Origin of the sequence: Rhodococcus sp. NKCM2511 (assembly GCF_014905595.1) — a bacterium.
Taxonomy (GTDB): Bacteria; Actinomycetota; Actinomycetes; order Mycobacteriales; family Mycobacteriaceae; genus Rhodococcoides; species Rhodococcoides fascians.
This window is the reverse complement of record NZ_BNHJ02000001.1, coordinates 2,143,153-2,158,745: the sequence shown is the minus strand read 5'-3', so window position 1 is coordinate 2,158,745 and position 15,593 is coordinate 2,143,153. Positions and strand designations below refer to the sequence as shown.

16 protein-coding genes are annotated in these 15,593 nt (G+C 64.3%); 10 read left to right on the top strand and 6 right to left on the bottom strand.

Translation table 11 applies throughout. The features are described 5' to 3' along the window. The first annotated feature begins 5 nt into the window (after positions 1 to 5). Positions 6 to 437 (top strand): hypothetical protein, encoded by a 432-nt coding sequence (locus JLZ96_RS09860; RefSeq protein ID WP_201009961.1) that lies wholly within the window; start codon positions 6 to 8, stop codon positions 435 to 437. Between the two features lie 462 nt (positions 438 to 899). Here JLZ96_RS09860 and JLZ96_RS09850 read toward each other — a convergent pair whose 3' ends face one another. Further along, on the bottom strand, positions 900 to 1,352 hold the full coding sequence (locus tag JLZ96_RS09850; RefSeq protein ID WP_027495572.1) for a DUF1003 domain-containing protein: 453 nt from the start codon (positions 1,350 to 1,352) through the stop codon (positions 900 to 902). Between the two features lie 255 nt (positions 1,353 to 1,607). On the opposite strand from JLZ96_RS09850, the gene adhP reads away from it, so the two are divergent. Then, positions 1,608 to 2,618: an alcohol dehydrogenase AdhP gene (gene adhP, locus JLZ96_RS09845; RefSeq protein WP_201010694.1), complete on the top strand. Its 1,011-nt coding sequence runs from the start codon at positions 1,608 to 1,610 to the stop codon at positions 2,616 to 2,618. A gap of 91 nt (positions 2,619 to 2,709) precedes the next feature. Here the strand turns inward: adhP and JLZ96_RS09840 are convergent, their stop codons facing one another. Both JLZ96_RS09840 and JLZ96_RS09835 read right to left on the bottom strand, forming a co-directional pair. Continuing rightward, positions 2,710 to 3,072, bottom strand: coding sequence for an ATP-binding cassette domain-containing protein (locus JLZ96_RS09840; protein WP_308436829.1), 363 nt, complete (start codon positions 3,070 to 3,072; stop codon positions 2,710 to 2,712). A 172-nt stretch (positions 3,073 to 3,244) separates the two neighbouring features. Continuing rightward, a complete protein-coding gene (locus JLZ96_RS09835; RefSeq protein WP_201009960.1) occupies positions 3,245 to 4,156 on the bottom strand; it encodes a universal stress protein in 912 nt (303 codons plus the stop codon). Positions 4,157 to 4,351: 195 nt separating this feature from the next. On the opposite strand from JLZ96_RS09835, the gene JLZ96_RS09830 reads away from it, so the two are divergent. The 4 genes from JLZ96_RS09830 to JLZ96_RS09815 all read left to right on the top strand — a co-directional run bounded on the left by JLZ96_RS09830 (position 4,352) and on the right by JLZ96_RS09815 (position 8,565). After that, positions 4,352 to 5,023, top strand: a complete 672-nt coding sequence (locus tag JLZ96_RS09830) for a response regulator transcription factor (protein WP_027495581.1) — start codon at positions 4,352 to 4,354, stop codon at positions 5,021 to 5,023. Continuing rightward, positions 5,016 to 6,722: a GAF domain-containing sensor histidine kinase gene (locus tag JLZ96_RS09825; protein WP_080729413.1), complete on the top strand. Its 1,707-nt coding sequence runs from the start codon at positions 5,016 to 5,018 to the stop codon at positions 6,720 to 6,722. Before JLZ96_RS09830 ends, JLZ96_RS09825 begins: the two co-directional genes overlap by 8 nt. A gap of 119 nt (positions 6,723 to 6,841) precedes the next feature. Then, entirely contained in the window at positions 6,842 to 7,684 is an 843-nt protein-coding gene (locus JLZ96_RS09820) for a universal stress protein (RefSeq protein WP_201009959.1), read from the top strand. Further along, positions 7,681 to 8,565, top strand: a complete 885-nt coding sequence (locus tag JLZ96_RS09815; RefSeq protein WP_201009958.1) for a universal stress protein — start codon at positions 7,681 to 7,683, stop codon at positions 8,563 to 8,565. Before JLZ96_RS09820 ends, JLZ96_RS09815 begins: the two co-directional genes overlap by 4 nt. A gap of 11 nt (positions 8,566 to 8,576) precedes the next feature. Here the strand turns inward: JLZ96_RS09815 and JLZ96_RS09810 are convergent, their stop codons facing one another. Together JLZ96_RS09810 and JLZ96_RS09805 are read right to left on the bottom strand one after the other, a co-directional pair. Further along, a complete protein-coding gene (locus tag JLZ96_RS09810; RefSeq protein WP_201009957.1) occupies positions 8,577 to 10,967 on the bottom strand; it encodes a phosphoketolase in 2,391 nt (796 codons plus the stop codon). Next, entirely contained in the window at positions 10,964 to 11,842 is an 879-nt protein-coding gene (locus tag JLZ96_RS09805; RefSeq protein ID WP_027495586.1) for a universal stress protein, read from the bottom strand. Before JLZ96_RS09805 ends, JLZ96_RS09810 begins: the two co-directional genes overlap by 4 nt. 150 nt (positions 11,843 to 11,992) lie before the next feature. On the opposite strand from JLZ96_RS09805, the gene JLZ96_RS09800 reads away from it, so the two are divergent. From JLZ96_RS09800 to JLZ96_RS09790, 3 genes are all read left to right on the top strand, one after another. Beyond that, positions 11,993 to 12,388 (top strand): DUF6153 family protein, encoded by a 396-nt coding sequence (locus tag JLZ96_RS09800; RefSeq protein ID WP_201009956.1) that lies wholly within the window; start codon positions 11,993 to 11,995, stop codon positions 12,386 to 12,388. A gap of 82 nt (positions 12,389 to 12,470) precedes the next feature. Beyond that, complete coding sequence (locus JLZ96_RS09795; RefSeq protein WP_032374984.1) at positions 12,471 to 13,094, top strand: DUF305 domain-containing protein; 624 nt, start codon at positions 12,471 to 12,473, stop codon at positions 13,092 to 13,094. Positions 13,095 to 13,235: 141 nt separating this feature from the next. Next, a complete protein-coding gene (locus JLZ96_RS09790) occupies positions 13,236 to 14,543 on the top strand; it encodes an NAD(P)/FAD-dependent oxidoreductase (RefSeq protein WP_201009955.1) in 1,308 nt (435 codons plus the stop codon). 93 nt (positions 14,544 to 14,636) lie between these two features. Here the strand turns inward: JLZ96_RS09790 and JLZ96_RS09785 are convergent, their stop codons facing one another. Further along, positions 14,637 to 15,035 carry a hypothetical protein gene (locus JLZ96_RS09785; RefSeq protein WP_205914386.1) on the bottom strand — a complete coding sequence of 133 codons (399 nt, stop codon included), beginning with the start codon at positions 15,033 to 15,035 and terminating at the stop codon, positions 14,637 to 14,639. A 118-nt stretch (positions 15,036 to 15,153) separates the two neighbouring features. On the opposite strand from JLZ96_RS09785, the gene JLZ96_RS09780 reads away from it, so the two are divergent. Beyond that, complete coding sequence (locus tag JLZ96_RS09780) at positions 15,154 to 15,462, top strand: hypothetical protein (RefSeq protein WP_201009954.1); 309 nt, start codon at positions 15,154 to 15,156, stop codon at positions 15,460 to 15,462. The last annotated feature ends 131 nt before the right edge of the window (positions 15,463 to 15,593 follow it).

The following is a 15,593-nucleotide window of genomic DNA, read 5'->3' as shown; positions in this document are numbered from 1 at the left end:
AGCTCATGATGTCGACAACACGAGCACTCACCACGAGGGACCGACGATGGCCGTGGCTGGGCGCAGTGTGCGCCGGAATTTCCATCAACGCCTTCGGTGGCGCGATCGGGTTGGCCTCGGGTGCCATCGATCTGGGCACCGAGGCGCACGCACGCCTGCCGCTGTCGAATACGGCGCTCGCCGGCCTCGCGTTGGTTCTGGTCGTCGGAGTGCCGATGGGACTGGCGGCGGCGTCGGCTCTGGCGGGTGGCGGCAAGACCGGCCCCATCGCCCACACGGCGGGCGTACTGCTCGCTGCCTGGATAGTGGTCCAACCGCTTGTGATCGGCGAAACGAGTTGGCTGCAGGGCATGTTCGGCGTACTGGGAGTTCTCGTCGCCCTCCGAGGGTGGCGGATCACGGCGTACACGAACCGCCTCGCACGTCGCATCGCATGAGAATCCTGGTCTCGACCGCCGGACGGCACGGAGCGACGAACTCGCTCGGGCAGGAGATGGCCCGTGTGTTCCGGCACGGGGGAGCCGAGGTCGACGTCTGCGCTCCGGATTCCGTCGTCGATATCAGTGGCTACGACGCCCCTGGTCATCGGAAGTGCCGTCTATTCCGATCGGTGGGTCCCCACCGCCAAGCGGCTCGTCGAGCGGGTCTCCGGGTCTGCGCACCCACCCGTGTGGCTGTTCTCCTGCGGGCCATTGCATTCGAGCGACCGACCGGTCAACGACACCGCCGACGCCGCACGCGCGGTATCGATGTTGGATGCATCCTCGCATCGAACATTTCCCGGTCGGCTCGACGCGGAACGGCTCTCGGTGGGCGAACGTCAGATCTTCGACAACTCCGGCGCGGTTGCCGAGACTGGGTTCGTGTGTGCAACTGGGCCCGAGAGATCCTTGCCTGTCTCACGGCTGGGACACCGGGCTCGTGACCTTCGTGAACGTGCCTGCACCGACACGCCGAGCGGACGGGCAGACGTGCTCGTGAATCTCTGCCGCCAATTGTGCCACCGATTCGGTCAAGACGGTATTCGCTTCGATCATGTCCTGCAGCAGTGCAGTATTCGAAAGTGTATGTACGGCAACCTCACTGCTCACCGAGTCCGCGCGCTTGGCCGAGATCAGCAGAATGGCGCCCTGCAGTCCTGCGATCATCGACAGGAACAGGTTGAGCAGGATGAAAGGGTACGGATCGAACCCGTCGTTCTGGTTGTACGCGGCCCACAGCGCCATCACGCCCAGGAACAGGAATACGAACGGCCAGGAGCCCATTCCGTTTCGGACGTAATCCGCCGCACGCTCACCCGTGGTCAGTGCATCACCGGTTCGAACGCCCGGATGTCTTCTCCACAGGTTCATCGTTCGCAAGTCTTCGAATCGGAGGGTGCAGAAGTGTCCATGGTGCCTAGTGTGGCCCCTGATCGCCAGAGTCGCCAGGGACGAAAGTCCATGACTGCTGTGCCTTTTGCCTCCCCACGCGCACCTCGGGAGACGTCCCGACCGGTCGATGACTTCCGGCCCTACGTGCCGACCGCCGCAGCGCCGATCATCGACGGTGTGCATTGCTCGACGGTCGAGAACGGCACCGGTTTCCGATGTTGGAGGAAGTTCACGATGAAAGCAGCTGTTGTCACCGAGTTCGGCAGGCCCCTAATAGTCAAGGACATCCCGATACCGCAGCCCGCGCCCGAACAGGTGCTGGTGAAGATGGAGACGTGCGGTGTGTGTCACACCGATATCCATGCTGCGCAGGGGGATTGGCCGGCCAAGCCCACCTTGCCCTTCGTCCCCGGGCACGAGGGCATCGGAGTGATCGAGGCGGTCGGGTCGCAGGTGTCGAAGGACAGAATCGGTGAGCGAGTCGCCATCGCGTGGCTCGGTTCGGCGTGCGGCGAGTGCGACCACTGTGTCTCGGGTTGGGAGACGCTGTGCGAGACACAACAGAACAGCGGCTACTCGATCGACGGTGCGTACGCCGAATACGCTGTCGCCCATGCGAAGTATGTCGTTCGTGTTCCCGACGGGATCTCCTCGTTCGACGCTGCCCCACTGACCTGTGCCGGCGTGACCACGTACAAGGCTGTCAAGGTCGGTGGCGTCACCCCGGCGCAGCGCGTGGCCATCTTCGGTGTCGGCGGGCTCGGTCACATGGCGGTGCAGTACGCCAAGATCGCCGGCGGCTTCGTCACCGCGGTCGATATCGAGGACGAAAAACTCTACCTCGCACAAGAACTCGGCGCAGACCACACCGTCAACTCGGCGACGACCGATCCGGTGGAGGCAATTCAGGCGCTCGGTGGAGCCGATGTCGCGATCGTCCTGGCCGTCATCCCGAGTGTGTTCGATCAGGCCTTCCGGTCGCTACGCCGCGGAGGACGTCTGGTGTGCGTGTCGATGCCGGCGCACGGCGTGTTCCCGATCCCGATCTTCGAGACGGTGGTCGGCGGAATCTCGGTACTCGGCTCGATCGTCGGCACCAGGACAGATCTGCGTGAAGTGTTCGCACTGCACGAGGCCGGACGAACGACGGTATCGGCGGTGTCGCGCAAACTCGACGAGGTCAACGACTGCTTCGACGACCTGATGGCCGGACGCGTCACCGCTCGTCAGGTTTTCGAGTTCTGAGGGGCTCTCCGATCTCGACGAGTGTTCCCCATGGGCTCGATTCGCCGTAGGGTTGCTCGAGGGCAGACACGCGCTGGACCAGCGCGTGTGCTCACAAGGAATCGAGCAGTGATGAATGCAGCGATTCAGGTGCAGAATGCGCGCCGCCACTGACGTCGCGTAGACCGACCAGCTCCAGTACGTCGATGATGCGTGTGACCGGGATACGTTGAGTCTGAGCCAGATACAACAAGTGGTCGTATGCGGTCCGGCCCGGGTGGACGGCCTCGGAATCCAGCAAGGTGCCGACCGTGAATAGTGGGCGGTACAACTGCGCGTACTCGACGCCCCCGATCAGTGCGGTGCCCGCGCTGGGGCGATCCAATCCGACGATCAATCGCATCGTGGTGGACTTACCCGATCCGTTGGGGCCGAGAAAGCCTGTGACGGTGCCGGGTTCGACGACGAACGACAGGTCGTCGATGACGAGCTTCCCGCCGTAGCTGTTGCTCAGTGCGGCGTACTTCGATCGCGTAGGCGGCGGTGTCCGGTCGGCTCATGGACACAGCGTGCTCGGCTCGGCTCGGCCGTCGTAGGGCATTAGGACCCTCGTAGGTCGACGAACGGCATTGTCCGGTCGGGGACAGTCACATGCTGGGCCGGTGGGTGACAGCGGCGAGGCGACCGGGCGACGGCACGACGGTGACCGGGCAGTGCGCTCGCGTCAGCACCGACCGGCTGGTCGAGCCGAGCATCATCTCCGCGTAGCCGCCGCGTCCGTGACTACCGATCACCACCAGCTGAGCACCTTGGGCGTGATCGAGAAGTGCCTGCACCGGTTTGTCCTTGACCACCACGAACCGCACCGACACCGTCGGATGGAGTCGAGTGTGCGGCTCGAGCAGCCGCGCCACGTGATCTGCAGCCGGGCGTCGGTTGTCCGGCCACTCCATTCCTCGAATCGGGAAGCCGATCGACAGATCCGTGTCCGACCAGGAGTGCACCGCAGTCAGTGGTGCCGATCGAACATCCGCCTCCTCGAACGCCGACGTCATTGCGGCAGCGCTCGCCTTGGTGCCGTCCACGCCCACGACCACCGGTTGGATCGCGTGGTCGAGACCGCCGTCGGTCCAGCCACGCACCACGGTGACCGGGCAGCGAGCATGAGTGGTGACGGCGAACCCGATCGAGCCGAGTGACCGCTGCTCGGTGCCACCGAGCCCCCGCGTGGCAATGACCATCATGCGGGCCGTCTCGGACAGTTCGAGCAATGTGGACACCGCAGAGGCCTCGGACGAGACGGTATCGACGGTGACCGTTGCCGTCCCACGAGTCGCAGTCTCCCGGGCCTCGTCGAGAATTCGGTCGGTTTCCGATCTGGCCTGGTGCACCACGGTATCGGGAAGGACGCCCAACCCGGTCAAGACCTTGGGCAGCGACATCGCCGAGACGACAAGGAGATCGGACAGGTGCAGGCGTGCGTCGAGAGCGGCCCAGCGCACCGCGTCCAGAGCCGCCGCCGAACCGTCGACCCCGACGATGGTCGGAAGTGGACCCATCGATTTCCTCCTCGGTCGTGGTGTCGAACATCCATCAGACGCCCCGCACAGACTCTGGCGCGGCAGGACAACAACACCTGGACCGAGGACTTTGGTCCTCTGTTTCGGTGACGAAAGGTCGGACCACCGCCGCCGGTCCCCCGTAGGCTCACAGGTCGAGGCGTCCGACATGGACGTAGGTAGAGGGGTGTCGACGTGGTCACGGTGTTCTTGGTGGACGATCACGAAATCGTGCGCCGCGGTCTGATCGACCTCATCGACTCCGATCCCGATCTCGAGGTCATCGGCGAGGCAGGCAGTTGCGCGCAGGCGCTGGCCCGAATTCCGGCCCTGCAGCCCGACGTCGCGGTGCTCGACGTGCGGCTACCCGACGGCAACGGCATCGAACTGTGCCGTGAGCTTCTCGATCGACTGCCGAACCTCAAGACCATGATGCTGACCTCGTTCACCGAGGACCAGGCCATGCTCGACGCGATACTCGCGGGCGCAAGCGGCTATGTCGTCAAGGACATCACCGGCATGGAACTGACCCGAGCGATCAAGGACGTCGGTTCCGGCCGGTCGCTGCTCGACAACCGTGCAGCCGCGGCGTTGATGGACAAATTGCGAGCCGGGACGGCGTCATCGGGCCCTATCGATCACCTCACGCCCCAGGAGCGCACCCTGCTGGATCTGCTGGGAGAGGGCCTGACCAACAGACAGATCGCGGCCAGGATGTTCTTGGCGGAGAAGACGGTGAAGAACTACGTGTCTCGGCTGCTCGCCAAGCTCGGGATGGAACGCCGCACCCAAGCTGCGGTGTATGCGTCGAAGCTCGCCGACGGCGATCCGCCTGCTCATCGGAAACCGGGGTCCCGGGATGGATGACCAGCACGGGGAGACCCGGTCTTCGCTACCGCAACTCCGGCTCGGGGAGCTGCTTGCCGAGGTGCAGGATCGTATCGGTCGCATCGCCGATGCGAGGATTCAAGCCGACGGTCTGCTCGACGCGATGCTCGTCATCACTTCGGGACTCGATCTGGAGGTGACGCTGCGTTCGATCGTGGAATCGGCCGTCAAGCTCGTCGACGCCCAGTACGGTGCGCTCGGCGTGCGCGGAGAAGGCCACGGATTGAGTGCGTTCATCAACTACGGCATGGACGAGGACACCCGGGTGGCCATCGGCCCGCTCCCCACCGGCCGCGGGGTACTCGGACTGTTGATCGACCAACCGAAAGTGCTGCGTCTGGACGATCTGACATCGCACCCGGAATCGGTGGGGTTCCCGCCCAACCATCCCCCGATGAAAACCTTTCTCGGAGTCCCGATTCGGGTTCGCGACGAGATCTTCGGCAATCTCTATCTCACCGAGAAGAAGGGCGGCAAGCAGTTCACCGAGGACGACGAAGTCGTCACCAAGGCGTTGGCGTCCGCCGCCGGCATTGCCATCGACAACTCGAGACTGTACGAGGATTCGCGGGTGCGTCAGGCGTGGATGGAGGCAACGCGGGACATCGGCACCGAGCTCCTTTCCGGGACGGACATCGACGAGGTACTGCAGATGGTGGCGCGTAAGTCGTTGCACCTGACCGGGTCCGATGCGGCGTTCATCGCGGTACCCGAGGACGCAGACCAAGCCTTCGGGGATGTCACGCAACTCGTCGTCACGGTCAGCGACGGGCTCGGGGCCGATCGAATGATCGGGGCAGTCGTTCCGATCGAGGGCTCGAGCTCGGGAGTAGCCTTTCGGCGTCGAACAGCGTTGAGGAAGGAGCGACTCGACTACGGGGTCAAGGAACTGGGCTCTGCTTTCGGACCCGCAATGATTTCACCCTTCCGCGTGGCAGAGGGCGTCAGTGGAGTCCTGGTGGTTCTGCGCGCCGCGGGGCGGGGACCGTTCGACGAGACCCAACTCGAACTGGTCTCGAACTTCGCCAACCAGGCCGCGCTGGTGATGCAGATCGCGGACGCCAGTCGGCGGATGCATCAACTCGACGTGTTGTCCGACCGGGATCGTATTGCCCGTGACCTGCACGATCACGTGATTCAGAGGATCTTCGCTGCAGGATTGGCGCTGCAGAGCACCCTGCAGCGCACCGAGTCCCCGGACCTACGGCAGCGTCTGTCCAGAACGATCGACGACCTGCAGGACACGGTGCAGGACATCAGGACGACCATTTTCGACCTGCAGAGCACATCCCACTCCGCAACACGGTTGCGGCAACGTATCAACAGCGCGGTACTCGAACTCACCGAGAACGTCGATATCCGTGCCGTCGTGCGGATGTTCGGACCACTGTCGGTCGTCGACACCAAACTCGCCGATCATGCCGTTGCCGTTGTCCGCGAGACTGTCAGCAACGTCGTTCATCACGCCCAGGGCGACACTGTGACCGTTACTCTGTCGGTGGGGAACGAGCTCGAAATCGTGGTGTCCGACAACGGAATCGGTATGCCCGACAACACCACCACCAGTGGGTTGTCCAACCTGGGGACCCGTGCGGCCGAGTGCGGCGGGACCATGACCGTTTGCCCCGGTGCCTCCGGCAGCGGCACCGATGTGACGTGGGCGGTACCGCTGCCCTGACGGCTCCAGTCGTTGGTCACCTCTTTCGATGACCTCCGGCCGTTGCCGCGAGTGGCGATGAGCTCGTAGCGTTTTCGGTGACGGTGCCGATCCTGCGTCGCACCACCGAGAGGAACCCGATGAACATCTCACACACCACCGGACCCGTTCTGGTCGGAATCGACGGATCGACGGCCGCGCTCGATGCAGTGCGCTTCGCTGTGCGTGAGGCGCGAGGCCGAGGAACATCACTGCGACTGGCACATGTGATCGAACCCCAGATGCAGCGTGAAACGGTATACGGGGCACCCGACGTGGACGGTGACTATGCGCGCACCGTCTTGGACCAGGCCGCGATCATAGCGCGGGCGAGCGACCCGACCGTCATCGTGGAAGCTGTTGTTCTACAGGGTGTCCCGGAAACGGTGATGCTGTCCGAAGCAGCGTCTGCGTGCCTGATCGTATTGGGTGCCAAGACCGAGAATTCGATCGCTGCACGGGTTCTCGGATCCATGGTGCGCACGGTGGTCGAATGCTCACCGAACCCCGTGGCCGTTGTGCACACCTTCGATTCCGAGCGCGACGGCGCGGTCGTCGCCGCTCTGGGAGACGTGAAGGTTTCTGCATCGGATCTCGTTGTGGCGCAGGCATTCCACGAAGCGTCGATGCGCGGGGCCAGCGTGTTGGCGGTGCACACCCAGACTGTCTCGACCATTCTGGCCAGCGCCATCGGCGGTCCGGTCGACCATCTGCACCCCGAGTCGGCGATGGACGTCCGGTTGGAACCCTTCAGTGCCGACTATCCTTCGGTGCGGGTCGCGTCGGTCTACGCCGAGGCCGATGCGGGTTCGGAACTCGTCGCGGTGTCCGACACTGCACAGCTGCTGGTGGCGGGGCACGAGCGCGATCGCGTGCCGGGAAGCACGTTGACGACAGTCCTGCGGCACGCCGAATGCCCCGTACTCGTGGTGCCGCACGCATGAGTGCCGTGAACGCGAGGGCGATCGTCGTCGGCGTCGACGGATCCGGTTCGTCACTCGACGCGGTCGGCTGGGCCGCACGCGAAGCCGAATTGCGTGGAGCACCGCTGAAGCTGGTGTCCGCGTACCAAATCAGGGCCCTCTACACCAGTTTCGTCGCACTCCCGTCGCACCTCGGCTCCGAGGAGAATGCACGTGCGGATTCGATTCTGACGTCGGCATCCCTCGTCGCGCGGCGGTCGGTCGAGAAACCCGACGCGCTGACGATCATGATCGAACCGATTGTCGGACCGACTGTTCAGGCGCTGATCGATGAGTCCGCCACCGCGCCGATGATGGTGGTCGGCTCACGCGGCAACGGCGAGTACTTCGCCGAGCTGCTCGGCTCTGTGAGCACGGCGGTGGCTGTGCAGGCGCGCTGTCCGGTAGTCATCGTGCCGCGCAGCGTGGAGTTGCATTCGGCACGGGGACCGGTCGTCCTCGGGGTCGACGCCTCGGCGCACAACCAGGAGGCTGTCCGGCTGGCCTTCGAGGAGGCCTCGCTTCGGGGCACTGGCCTTGTTGCAGTCCACGTGTCGACGGACCGACTCGTCTCGTCACCCGACGCGTCGACGTCGGACAAGTCCGAGGCAATTGTGTCCAACGGCCGAACCGTGTTGGCCGAGAACCTGTCCGGGTGGAGCGAGCTGTATCCCGACGTGGTGGTGAAGCAGACAGTGCTGCGCGGCGACGTCGTCGAACGCATCCTCGGCGCGTCGGTGCGCGCAGAGGCCGTGGTGGTCGGTTCGAGCGGACGCACCGGTTTCAGTGGCCAGCTGCTCGGATCCACCGTTCGGTCACTGGCCCACCGCGTCGACTGTCCGCTGATCATCGCTCGCGGATAGCAACCGATCCGTCACGACCACCGCCATTCGCGAATCTCGGGTAGATCCTCGAAGTGTTTCCGGATGTAGGCGTCGTGCCGGGTCAGTTGGTCCCGGCAGTGCTGCCGCAGTTCCTCGGCACCGGCCGGCGCCGTGTGTGCTCGGTCGAGTGCTTCGATCGCCAGGTGGTAGCGACTGATCTTGTTGAGCACCACCATGTCGAACGGTGTTGTGGTAGTGCCTTGTTCGGTGAAGCCGCGGACGTGGAATCTCTGCGCGTTCGGACGGCCGTGCAGCAGCTGGTGCACCGCCCGGGGGTAGCCGTGGAAAGCGAAGACGACATCGACCGAGTCGGTGAACAGATCGGCGAACTGATCCTCCGAGAACCCGTGTGGATGATCGGCGACGGGTAGCAGCGCCATCAGGTCGATGACGTTGACCACGCGCACCTTCAGCTCGGGAGTCCAGTTACGCAACAGGTCCGCTGCAGCGAGAGTCTCCTCGGTCGGAACGTCGCCGGCGCAGGCCAGGACTATTTCGGGGTCGCCTGGTTTGTCGGTGTTCTCGGTACCGGCCCAGTCCCACCGTGAGGCACCGGCTGCTGCGTGTGCGCGAGCCTCGGTGAGCGTCAGGTACTGGGGATGGCTCTGTTTGTCGACCACCAGCACATTGACGTGTCCGCGGCTCCGAAAGCAGTGGTCGGCAACGGCGAGAAGAGTATTGGAGTCCGGTGGCAGCCACACGCGCACCACATCCGGTGCCAGAGGGATCACCGCGTCGATCAGTCCGGGCCCCTGATGACTGAACCCGTTGTGGTCGTTGCGCCAGCACGTGCTGGTGAGCAGCACGTTCAACGAGGCGACGGGTGCTCGCCAGGCCAGAGTGGCCGCATGCTGCAGCCACTTGGTGTGCTGAATCAGCATCGACACGCTCACCATCGCGAAAGCCTCGTAGCTCGCGAACAATCCGTGTCGGCCCGACAACAGGTACGCCTCGAGCCAGCCTTCACACAGATGCTCACTGAGCACCTCCATGACGCGGCCGTCGGCGGCCAGGTTGTCGTCGAACTCGGTGGTCGGCAGCTGCCAGCATCGGTCGGTGGCCTCGAACACGGCCTGCAGACGGTTGCTGGCGGTCTCGTCGGGGCAGAACAGGCGGAAAGTGCCACCGCCGTCGGGTCGTGCGTTGTCGAGGTAGATATCCCGCATCATCTCCCCGAGTACGGTGGTCGTCTCGTGCGAGATGCGTCCCGGGGAGTCGATCGTCAGAGCGTAGTTCTCGAGATCACGAATGACCAAGGGTTGCAACAGCACACCGCCGTTGGCGTGGGGAGTGGCCCCGAGCCTCTTGTCGCCCGTCGGAGTGAGTTCACGGATGTGCGCCGCGGGTACGCCGTTGTCGTCGAAGAGTGATCCGGGATCGTAGGAGAGCAACCACTGCTCGAGCTGCGCCAGATGCGACGGGTTCTCGCGGACGCCGGACAGCGGGACCTGGTGGGCCCAGTGCGTTCCCTCGATCAGCTTGCCGTCCACTTCGTGTGGCCCGGTCCAGCCTTTCGGGGTGCGCAAGACGATTGCAGGCCATGCACTTCCGTGGTGCGACTCGCCGCCGCGGGCCGCACGCTGGATTCTCCGAATATCGTCGTGGGCGCGGCTGAGAGCGAACTGTAAGGCCGGGAACACCTCTCGCGGATCGTCGCCCTCGACGAAGATCGATTCCCAACCCTGACCGCCGAGGTAGTCGGCAATCGCTTGATCGGTGCTGCGCCCGAGCACTGTCGGACCGGAGATCTTGGCGTCGTTGAGATGCAGAATGGGCAGCACTGCGCCGTCACGAACCGGGTTCAGGAACGCCGGGATCTTCCATGAACCCGACAGCGGACCGGTTTCGGCCTCCCCGTCACCGACGACACAGGCGACCACCAGATCGGGATTGTCGAACGCCGCGCCCGCGGCGTGGATCAGGGCATACCCCAGCTCGCCACCCTCGTGGATACTACCGGGGGTCTGCACGCTCACATGGCTCGGAATGCCACCGGGAGTCGAGAATTGGCGACACAGTCGACGCACACCGTCGCTGTCGAGCGAGATATCCGGATAGATCTCGCTGTACGTGCCTTCGAGATAGGTGTTCGCGACCAACGCCGGGCCACCATGACCGGGACCGGTGACATACAGCCAATCCGAACCGGTTCGGCAGATGAGGCGATTGAGCAGCGTGTAGATCATCGACAGACCGGGGCTGGTGCCCCAGTGCCCGAGCAGTCGGGGCTTGATGTGTTCCACCGTCAGTGGTTGCCGTAGCAATACATTGTCCTGCAGGTAGATCTGGGCGACCGTCAGGTAGTTCGCGGCAGCCCAGTAGCGCAGATCGGCGTCGAGTTCATCGGAGTTGTAGGTGGTCTCGGTGGTGGACGCGGTCATCGGTTCGTGGGTACGACAACGACGGGGACATCGACCGAATGCAGCACTGCGCGGGAGGTCGATCCGAGCAGCATCGAGGCGAAGCCGCCCCGGCCGCGGCTGCCGACCACGATCAGCTGCGCGCTCTCGGAGGCGCGGACCAGTTCGCGAACGGGTCTGTCCTGAACCACCACCCGGCGGATGGTGACGTCGGGGTAGTCCTCCGACCACCCGGCCAGGCTCTCGGCCAGCGAAGTCTTCTCTGCCAGTTCGGAATCGGCCCACGGACCTTCTTCGTCGCGGGTCAGCACGCTCCCGAGCTCGAGGTCGCTCCACGCGTGTACGGCAACGAGGTCGACACCTCGCATCGACGCCTCGCGCAACGCGAATCCGATGGCCGGCTGGCTGTTGGACGTGCAATCCACACCCACGACCACCGGCCCGTCGCTGACCGTGTTCGACTTGATCACTGCAACAGGGCACTTGGCGTGTGACACGACGGCGGTACTGACCGACCCGACCAATCCACCGGTGAACTCACCGAGGCCCCTCGAACCGACGACGATCAAGGCAGGCGCGACGTCGAAGTGCGTCAGATTTCTTGCAGCCGAGCCATGTTCGAGACGAGTGTCGAGAATCAGCGAATTGCCTGCCGCGGTCTTGTGCGCAACGTCGACCGCAGCGGTCAGGACCCGCTTGGCCTCGACGTCCGGATCTGCGAACGCGCCGATCCGGAGGCTGATGGCATCGCCGTAGGTTCCCGGTGCGAACAGTGACGACGTGACCAACTCGAGCGGGGCGTGGCGTCGTATTGCCTCGCGCGTTGCCCAACGGACCGCGTCGAGCGATGTGGCAGATCCGTCGACTCCGACGACGACCCGACTCGATGCATTCATGTTGTATTCCCGTTCGTTGACTGTCGTGTTCAGGTACACCTCGAGCATGGCCGGTTCGCTGGAGCGCAGACAGAGTCGGAAGTCACTCGGCTCGAGCCGGAATGCCCTGACCGCTACCCCTGGGGGGTATGTCTTGCTATCGTCGGTGACATGCATTCAGTGATCCGACGCTGTCGTCCGGGCTTTGCCTCGGCGACCGGATTGTTGATCGCGCTGACGATCCTCGGGGTACTGCTGATGCACTCGGTGACGCCGACCACGTCGGCGCAAAGCGAGCATGCGGCCATGGCGTCGGCGACCCACCACGAGGACCCGGTTCAGGTGGCAGTCGGTGAGCACGACTGCCCGTCGGCACATCAGATGATGCATCCGTGCGCGGGAACCACCGTGTCGTGGGCTGCGCTGTCGGTCCCGGTGACGAGCGTCGATGGCGTCCACTCGGTCATGTCGGAGGACGGGATCGGTGGGCGCGTCCATTCCATATCGGAGCGTGCGCCGCCGTGGACTCTGTGGGAGTTGGACAGATCGGTGACCTTGCGAGTGTGACAGGCAGCCCGGTGGACGCACGACCACCGGCGGATCGACATACCTAGATCCCTGTATTGCACACTCGTTCAAGGAGATTCACATGCGTACAACACTCGTCGCTTCGGTGGCTGCCGCCACCGTAAGCGCATTCCTCGTCGCCGGCTGCAGCAGCGACACCACGTCGGATTCGTCGATGTCGACTACCTCATCGGCTTCCGTTCAGGATTCGGCATCGGCATCGGCATCGGCATCGGCGGAGTTCAACGACGCCGACGTCATGTTCGCGCGGATGATGTACCCGCACCACGCGCAGGCCGTCGACATGGCTGACATGGTCCAAGGTCGCACCGACAATCCGGACGTCGTGGCACTGGCGTCGGCGATCCAAGCCGCGCAGCAACCGGAAATGGACCGGATGACGGCCTGGCTCGCCGAATGGGGTCAGCCCGCATCCCCGTCGGACATGGGTGAGATGAGCGGAATGGACCACAGCTCGGGTATGAGCATGATGTCCCAGCAGGACATGGACGCCCTGACCGGTCTGTCGGGCCCGGAGTTCGACCGTCAGTGGCTGACGATGATGATCGAGCATCACGAGGGCGCGATCGAGATGGCGAACAACGAGATTGCGGACGGCTCGAACCCCGACGCGCAGGAGATGGCCCGCACGATCGTGGCCACGCAACAGCAGGAAATCGACACGATGCAGCGGATGCTCGGCTGAACTGTTGTCGGTACGTTGCCGGGCCGCACCCAAGACCGGGGTGCGGCCCGGCGGGGGACGGCTGCACGCCGTTGCCCTCGAGTACGCTGTGACGCGCGAGGAATTGTGTTCTGCGGGTCGGATCGAGGGAGAGTATCGACGATGTCACGTCCACGGGTCCTGGTCCTCGGCGGCGGCTTCGGCGGGTTGTATGCAACCCGCCGGCTGCACGGTTCGGATGTCGACATCACCGTTCTCGAACGAGGCACCTCTCACGTCTTTCAGCCGCTGCTCTATCAGTGCGCAACCGGCCTTCTCTCCGAAGGCTCGATCGCCAGCCCGTTGCGGCACCTGTTGCGCAAGCAGAAGAACGTGAAGGTGGCTCTCGGTGAAGCGACCTCGGTGACAACCGTGGGCGATGGCGGAGTGGTGACGGCGAGCCGCTTCGACGGGTCGACGTTCGAGTTGCCGTACGACTACCTCGTGGTTGCCGTCGGAATGCAGCAGGCGTATCACGGCCACGACGAATACGTGCAGTGGGCACCGGGCATGAAGACCCTCGACGACGCCTTGGCGATCAGGCGAAAACTGATCTCGGCATTCGAGATGGCCGAGTCCCTGCCCACCCCCGAAGAGCGTCGCCCCTGGCTCACCTTCGCCGTCGCCGGTGGAGGGCCCACCGGAGTCGAATTGGCCGGGCAGATCAGGGAACTCGCCACCCGGGCGCTGGCGAAGGAATTCGATTCGATCCACCCGTCCGAAGCTAAGGTGCTCCTCTTTCACGGTGGCGACCGCGTACTCGAATCGTTCCCAGACTCCCTGACGAAGAAGGCCCAGCGCACCCTCGACACGGTCGGAGTCGAAACGCATCTCGGCGTTCACGTCACCGACGTCACGGCCACCGACGTCGAGGTGACGGCCAAGGCCGAACCGAAGACCGTCACACGCCACGACACTCGCACCGTGCTGTGGACCGCAGGCGTCGAAGCGGTTCCGTTCGTGAAGCACCTGGCCGACGCCCTGGGCGTCGAGCAGGACAGGTCCGGACGGATCGCCGTGCAGCCCGACCTGTCCGTACCGGGTCACCGCAACGTGTTCGTCGTCGGCGACATCATGGCGTTGAACGGTCTGGCCGGTGTCGCCGAAGTGGCGATGCAGGGTGGACGTGCAGCGGGCGCAGCAATCGCAGCAGATGTATCCGGTTCTGCGCGTTCGGATTTCAAGTATCGAGACCTGGGCACTGCCGCCTACATCGCCCGCGGCCACGCGCTGGTGCAGGCCGGGCCGCTGAAGATGTCGGGATTCTTGGGCTGGGTGTCGTGGGGCGTCATCCACATCGCATTCCTGGCCGGTAAACGCAACCGAGCCGGGACGCTGATCAACTGGGGCGCAACACTTCTCAGTGGAACACGACGTGAACGGGCAATCACCTACGGCGACCCGGAAACGGCGCGCAAGCCGTACAACTGACCTGAGCGCCCACTATTGTCACCCTCGTACGGAATCCCGCTTTCGAGGGCGAATTGTGGACACTCAGATCAGTTGCTGCCGGTGTCGACGGGGTCAGCCGATGCCGGGGATGTAACCGGGGTAGACGAAGTGCCGTGGACCGCCGCCGGGGAGCAAATGACCCGTCGAACCCGGGTAGTCCATACTCAGCGGAATGAGCTTGTGCGGGTTGCCGTTCGAGTCGGCCTGCCAGCACTCCAGCAGTACGCCATGGAATCCGGTGCAGACGATGCGAGTGCTGTTGCCGTACGGGGACGTCAGTCGATTCTCGCTGACGAAGGGATTCCAGTAGTCCGGGTCCTGAGGGGTGAGGAACACTCCGGTGACGTCCTGCGGAGCAGTCGGGCTCGGGTACGGCGGCGCGACGGGCCATTCGTCGGCGTTGGCGGTACCGACTCCAAGTGCGGCGGTACCTGCGACGACAGCAACCGTGACGGCGATACGACGAAACATGGCGCACTCCTGACGTTGGGTTCGCGTCGAATAGACCACACATGGCCGTCGATTGGGAAGCCCTCTTCTGCCGATCGGAGACGACTCGATCAATACCGTTGGGACTGTGTGCTATTGCGTGCTGCATCCCATCGCTGTCGGATTGCTCGTCGGATCGGCACGAGTGACGCGCACGGTGGCGTCGACCATCGGTCCGCTCGTACCGTTCGCACTGACGCTGTTCTCGGTGTCGGCACCGGTACCGCCGCGGGTGTTCGGTTGGACGGATGGGACATCCGACGATTATGTGCCGCCCATTGTCTGGCTGTATTCGCCACTTCCCGTCGGCGTTGTCGTGGCGGTGATCGTCATCCTGGTGTGTCTCGTCCTCGGTCGCAGGGCCGAGCGCGAGCATCACGATCGCGTCTCGGATTCGTCCGGTCCATAACGCTCGGGACGTTTGCTCGAGGTAACGTCACCTCATCTTCGGCCGATGTAGAAACTCGACCGGTGTAACTCGACGAAAAGGTGAAACAGCGTGCCACGATCTCGACGACACGGCTTCCAGCGATTCGGTTC